This is a genomic window from Microcoleus sp. Aus8_D2, assembly GCF_036702665.1.
Classification (GTDB): Bacteria; Cyanobacteriota; Cyanobacteriia; order Cyanobacteriales; family Microcoleaceae; genus Microcoleus.
This window is the reverse complement of the sequence record NZ_JAUBUN010000025.1, coordinates 110,391-116,756: the sequence shown is the minus strand read 5'-3', so window position 1 is coordinate 116,756 and position 6,366 is coordinate 110,391. Positions and strand designations below refer to the sequence as shown.

Annotated in this window: 3 protein-coding genes; all 3 read right to left on the bottom strand. The window is 49.5% G+C overall.

The annotated features are described in order from the left end of the window. Positions 1–558 precede the first annotated feature (558 nt). The 3 genes from QUB64_RS19975 to nirB all read right to left on the bottom strand — a co-directional run bounded on the left by QUB64_RS19975 (position 559) and on the right by nirB (position 6,209). Positions 559–2,655 (bottom strand): HEAT repeat domain-containing protein, encoded by a 2,097-nt coding sequence (locus QUB64_RS19975; RefSeq protein ID WP_333269241.1) that lies wholly within the window; start codon positions 2,653–2,655, stop codon positions 559–561. Positions 2,656–2,871: 216 nt separating this feature from the next. Further along, positions 2,872–3,231, bottom strand: a complete 360-nt coding sequence (gene nirD / locus QUB64_RS19970) for a nitrite reductase small subunit NirD (protein ID WP_333269242.1) — start codon at positions 3,229–3,231, stop codon at positions 2,872–2,874. 413 nt (positions 3,232–3,644) lie between these two features. After that, positions 3,645–6,209 (bottom strand): nitrite reductase large subunit NirB, encoded by a 2,565-nt coding sequence (nirB, locus tag QUB64_RS19965; RefSeq protein ID WP_333269243.1) that lies wholly within the window; start codon positions 6,207–6,209, stop codon positions 3,645–3,647. Positions 6,210–6,366 lie beyond the last annotated feature (157 nt).

Below are 6,366 nucleotides of genomic sequence, written 5' to 3'. Positions count from 1 at the left end.
GTGGAAAATCACCCCCCGCTCGCGTGGAAAATCACCCCCCGCTCGCGTGGAAAAATACCCCCCGCTCGCGTGGAAAATCACTCTCCGCTCGCGTGGAAAATCACTCTCCGCTCGCGTGGAAAATCACTCTCCGCTCGCGTGGAAAAATTGGCAAAAATTGCCGGAAATCCCACTGTGCGAGCTGTCGCGAGCTCGCGGGAAAGAATAGCCCACTCGCGGGCAAAAATCAACAAAAATTGTCGGAAATCCCACAGTGCGAGCTGTCGCGAGCTCGCGTGGAAAATCACCCCCCGCTCGCGTGGAAAATCACCCCCCGCTCGCGTGGAAAAATACCCCCCGCTCGCGTGGAAAAATACCCATCGCTCCCGTGGAAAAATACCCATCGCTCGCGTGGAAAAATAACCCTCGCTCGCGTGGAAAAATCCACATAATTTTCGTGGAAAAATCCACATAATTTTCGTGGAAAAATCCACATAAATCCCGTGGAAAAATCTACATAAATCCCGTGGAAAAATCCACATAAATCCCGATCGCACTATTTGTCCCGTAGCCAACTAATTACCAATCTTGGCTACCAAGCCGGCGGCCCGCTAAAGCCCGCACTTGCTCGTCTGCGTCGGAAACTGCGAGCGATCGCACCAGCGGCAAAGTTCCGGCATTTTCGGGATAATGTTCGATAATTGCTTCGAGTGCTGTAAACCGGGGATTGTAAGCAAAAGAACCTATGCGGTCGTAGGGATCGGTAAGAGCTCTCTGGCGCAAAAACTCAAACATTCCCGGCTCGTCCTTCCATCCCCGAATTAACTCTACCAGGGCGATCGCCCGCACCTGCGAATTTTCATCCTGCGCCGCCCTAATTTTCAGCCACTCAAAAGTTTGAGGCCCATTTGTCCGCCCCCGGGCTAACTTTTGCAAAGCGATTTGCCTGATGGCGGGACTCTCATCGCCCTCAGCTTTAGCCTCCAGCATCCCCAAAGTTTCAGCAGCATCCGGCCAATTGCGAGCGAGTTCCTGCACCGCCACTTCCCGCACCTCCTCCTCCCCAGAATCAAGCTGAATTTTCAACCAAGGCAAGGTTTCCGGCTCTTGTGCCCATCCCCGCGCTATTTCTCGCACCAGCACGCTCAGCAACTGAGAATCCCGCTCCGACTCCGCCAGTTGTTTGAGAAAAGGCAGCGTCTCGCCCCGGTGCCGCCAGCCTCTTGCTATCTGTTCCACGGCAGTTTCTCTGACGTTGAGGTGTTTGTCTGACTCGGCGAGATTTTTCAACCAGTCAAAGACTTCGAGATTGCCTGAGGGCAGTGTGGCTGCGGCTGCTACTACTACTTGCCGCACAGTCCAATAATCGTCTGAGCTAGCAACAGATTGCAGCAAGGGCAATGTCTCTGGGCTGTCGGGCCAACCGGAGGCAATCTGTTGCAGGGCTATTTCGCGCAGTTCGGCGTCGAGATCGCCAGTAGCTATATTTTTCAAAAAAGCCAGAGTTTCGGGGTTAGAGGGCCAGCCAGAGGCAATTCCTTGGACTGCTGCCTGCCGGACGGTGGAACTCGCGTCGGACTCGGCGAGATTTTTCAACAGCGGGTAAATGTCTGGTTCGCCCGGCCACTTTCGCGAGGCCAATTCTTCGATCGCTGCTGTGCGCACTTCTTCGCTGCTGTCGGATGTGGCTAGGGTTTTCAGCAGCAAGCAAACCTCGGCATCGGCGGGCCAGCCCGCTGCTAATTCCCGCACCGCTACTGTTCGCAGGGTAGAACTTCCTGTCTGGGCAAGGTTTTGGAGCAGGGACGGCGTGCCTAAAACGCTGTGCCAACCTCTGGCTATTTGTTGCCACGCTACCACTCGCACTCCCAAATTTTCGTCGGATTCGGCGGCCGTTCTCAGCAGCAGCAGGGTATCTGTGCGATCGCGCCAACGAGAGGCCAACTGTTCCAGCGCGCAGGTGCGGACTGCGGGACTGCGATCGGACTGAGCTAGAGCGGCCAGCAGCGGCAAGGTATCGTTCTTATCGGGCCAACCAGAAGCCATTTCTTGGATGGCGGCCGATCGCACTGCCCAACTTCGATCGGATTTAGCGAGGTTTTTGAGCATCAGGTAAATTTCAGGTTCGTCGGGCCAACCGCGGGCTATGGCTTTGACTGCTGTGGCCCGGACTTCGCCGCTGTCGCTGGAGTGAGCGAGTATTTTCAGCCAGGGCAGGGTTTGCGGGTCGTTTTTCCAAGTTTGGGCGATCGCGGCGATCGATCGAGCGCGAATTTGATAAGTTTCCTGCAATTCTTGAGCGCTTTGATAAAGAATCAGGAAAACCGTGCCGTATTGCGATAACTTTTTTAAAGCGTTTAACAGTTTTTCTTCTGTTGTTTTATTAACGCCATTTTTAACTTTAAATAGGCATTCTGCTGCCAAAAATAAATTAATAAATTTTTCTGGTTGACCGTTTTGCTCGGTCAGATATTCTATAATTTCGTTCGCCGTTTCTTTGTCGAGTTTGGCTGCAATTTCTCCGAGGACTTCGTGTAAAGATTCGTCCCGCCACTGCTGCCCGAAAACTTGTGTTTTGAGTTCGCCCCCAGTCAGTTGACCTGTTTTGAGTTGTGCGTCGATTAACTCTGCCACTGTCTGGGGATTATTTTCGGAAACAAGTTTTTTTAACAACATACCGATATCCTGCTCCCTAGAGTTTGTTTGTATTGAAAATCCGAAATCATCTCTGGTATTAGTTTAGAGCTTTTTGAGCTGGGCGAGTAGGTCGTCAATCGACTCTATTTTATACTAAAACTACTTGCCAGCGTAGCGCCCCAATGCAAAATCCGCCACCACCCACGGGAATGTTGGGTGTTGGCGGATGACGATCGCACAATTAAGCTGCGAAATCTAGCTAACAGCTACTTGGACGCGATCGGCTGCAACCCGAACCGTAAAAGTCGGAATTTTTACAGTTTCATCGTCCAAACACTGGCCAGTAGCCAAGCTGAAATTCTGCTTGTAAATCGGAGAAGCAACTTTCAGAGTGCCGCTGCGATCGCCCACAAGTCCCCGCGACAACACAAAAGCCTTGCTAAACGGGTCGTAATTGCTCAAAGCATAAAGTTCATCTCCGTTTCCCACTCGGAAAACAGCCACCTGTTCCCCAGCAACCAAAGCGCAAACTCCTGTATTCGGGGCGATCGCATCCAGGGAGCACACATCTACCCAAGTTGTCACAGTCTCGGAAACCTGTAATGATTGAACCATTTTTTTTCCTGTTAATTTAATACAATTTCCTGACCAATTTCCGGTTAAAAACCGCTAAATTGGTTTGATCGTTCGGACTTCAGTCCTCCTAAAACTGATGCGGACTAAAGTCCTCATTACAAACGTTATCACGCTAAATAGGTTTGATCGTTCGGACTTCAGTCCTCCTAAAACTCCTGCGGACTAAAGTCCTCATTACAAACGTTATCACGCTAAATAGGAGCATCTCATTTTTGCAAAAAATATTTTTTCTTTGAGTGCTGTCCCCGCTCGCGAGGTGTATATCGCGAGCGGGGACAGCACTATAAAATGCCAAACTGAGATGCTCCCCGCTAAATTGGTTTGATCGTTCGGACTTCAGTCCTCCTAAAACTCCTGCGGACTAAAGTCCGAACGATCAAACCCGAGCGCCTTTATTTGTCCGCAACTCCAGCCAGAGCCTTTTCATGCTCGTAAGCAGGGCGAGTTTGTCCCCGTTCCTCGACACGAACAATACTCGGATCTGGCAAATCGGAATTCACAAAATGCTGGAACCGCTGCACCTTTTGCGGGTCTTCAATCGTCGTTTTCCACTCGCATTGATAAGTATTCACCAAATGCTCCATCTGCGCCTCCAACTCAGCACAAATGCCCAGAGAATCCTCAATTATCACCTGCTTCAAGTATTCAAGCCCGCCCTCAAGCTTATTAAACCAAGTAGCGGTGCGTTCCAGGCGATCGGCCGTGCGGATGTATAAAATCAAAAAGCGATCGATATACTTAATCAAAGTTTCCTTATCGATATCAGACGCCAGCAAAACTGCGTGCTGCGGCTTCATCCCGCCATTGCCGCACACATACAAATTCCAACCTTTCTCAGTAGCAATTATCCCAAAATCCTTGCTTTGAGCTTCCGCGCATTCGCGAGTGCAGCCCGACACAGCAGACTTAAATTTGTGAGGAGCTCGCAAACCGCGATAGCGCAACTCAACCTCGATCGCCAAACTCGTCGAATCCTGCACCCCAAAGCGGCACCAAGTGCTGCCCACACAAGATTTTACAGTCCGCAAAGCCTTACCGTAAGCGTGTCCAGACTCAAATCCCGCATCAATCAAGCGGCGCCAAATATGCGGCAACTGATCCACCCGAGCCCCAAACAAATCGATCCGTTGCCCGCCAGTAATCTTAGTATAAAGCCCAAAATCCCTGGCAACTTCTCCCAAAGCAATCAGCTTCTCCGGCGTAATTTCTCCGCCCGGTACGCGCGGCACCACCGAATAAGTACCGTCGCGCTGAATGTTTGCCAAATAGTAATCGTTGGTATCTTGCAAACCGACGTGAGACTTTTCTAGAATATGGTCATTCCAAGTAGAAGCTAGCATCGAAGCAACAGCAGGCTTGCAAATTTCGCAGCCGCGCCCTTTGCCGTGTTTGGCGATCGTCTCATCAAAGCTTTTCAGTTCTTGAGAGCGCACCAAATGGTACAATTCTTGACGGGAATACTCAAAATGTTCGCAGAGGTGATTTTTGACCGCAAACCCGGCTTTCTTCATCTCGGCCTTAAAGATATCCGTCACCAAAGGCACGCAACCGCCGCAGCCCGTACCAGCTTGAGTGCATTTCTTGACACTGCCGACATCAGTTAAATTGCGATCGCGAATCGCCTCACAAATCTGCCCCTTGCTGACATTATTGCAAGAACAAATTTGAGCAGAATCCGGCAAACTGTCCACACCAAAACCAGCAGGTGCTCCGCCTTCGCGCGGCGGCATCAACAAATCTTCAGGATGTGGCGGCAAAGCAATTTCATTTTGCATGAATTGCACCAAAGTGCCGTAAGCAGAAGCATCTCCCACGAGAATCCCGCCTAAAATCCGACTACCATCTTGATTTAAAACTAATTTCTTGTAAATGCCTTGGAAAGTATCAGCAACAACAATCTCTTTAGCATCGGCAGAATGCGCAAAAGCATCACCAAAACTCGCCACATCCACACCCAAAAGTTTCAGTTTTGTGGACATATCCGCACCCGTGAAAGTGCTAGTGCTAGCATTTTGGCTGTCATCCGCTGCGCTGCTCAAAATATCTGCTGCTACGCCCGCCATTGTATACCCAGGCGCAACTAAGCCGTAGATGCGATTGTGATAAAGTGCGCATTCGCCGATCGCATAAATATCAGGATCGGAAGTTTGGCAGCTATCATTAATCGTAATGCCGCCACGTTCTCCCACTGCAATCCCGCAATCTCGGGCAATTTCATCGCGGGGGCGAATACCAGCAGAAAACACAATCATATCCGTTGCCAATTCCGAACCATCAGCAAACAGCATTTTAGTAACTTTGCCATCTTCGCTGACAATTTCGGTGGTAGATTTGCTGGTGTGAACTGAAACCCCCAACTCCTCAATTTTGTTGCGGAGAATCGCACCACCAACCTCATCAACTTGCACGGGCATCAGCCGCGACGCAAACTCAACCACATGAGTTTTCAAACCCATATTTTGCAGAGCGTTAGCACATTCTAAACCTAACAAACCGCCGCCAATTACTACACCAACTTGACAATTTTTAGCATAATCTGACATCGCCTCCAAGTCGTCAATTGTCCGGTAAACAAAAGTGCCTGCCGCGTCTTTGCCTTTGATCGGCGGTACAAATGGATAGGAACCGGTGGCGAGCACAATTTTGTCGTAGGGAACCTCTAAACCGTTGGCTGAAGAGACTGTTTTTTGTTCGCGATTGATGGCGACTGCTTTGTCACCTATATGAATTTGAATGCTGTTTTCTTGATAAAATCCTGGTGGAACTAGAGATAAGTCTCCGGCTGTTTTTCCAGAGAAAAATCCGCTGAGGTTTACGCGATCGTAAGCAACCCGCGGCTCTTCGCAAAAAGTAATTAAATTCCAGTGTTGGGCAGCATCCGAGCCGACCATTAACTCTAGGAACTTGTGACCTACCATGCCATTGCCGATTACAATGAGGTTTTGTTTGGCTGTCATTAGAATCTATTTTATCCTGTTTATCAGTCGTTGGCTTTATTAATATAAGACTTTTTTGTAAAGTTTTGTATTAATAGATACAAAAAATCATATTTTATGCAATTGTTGAATGCTCGCGATTGCATTTTTGCATGATGTCTGGTGACAGTTGACAGTT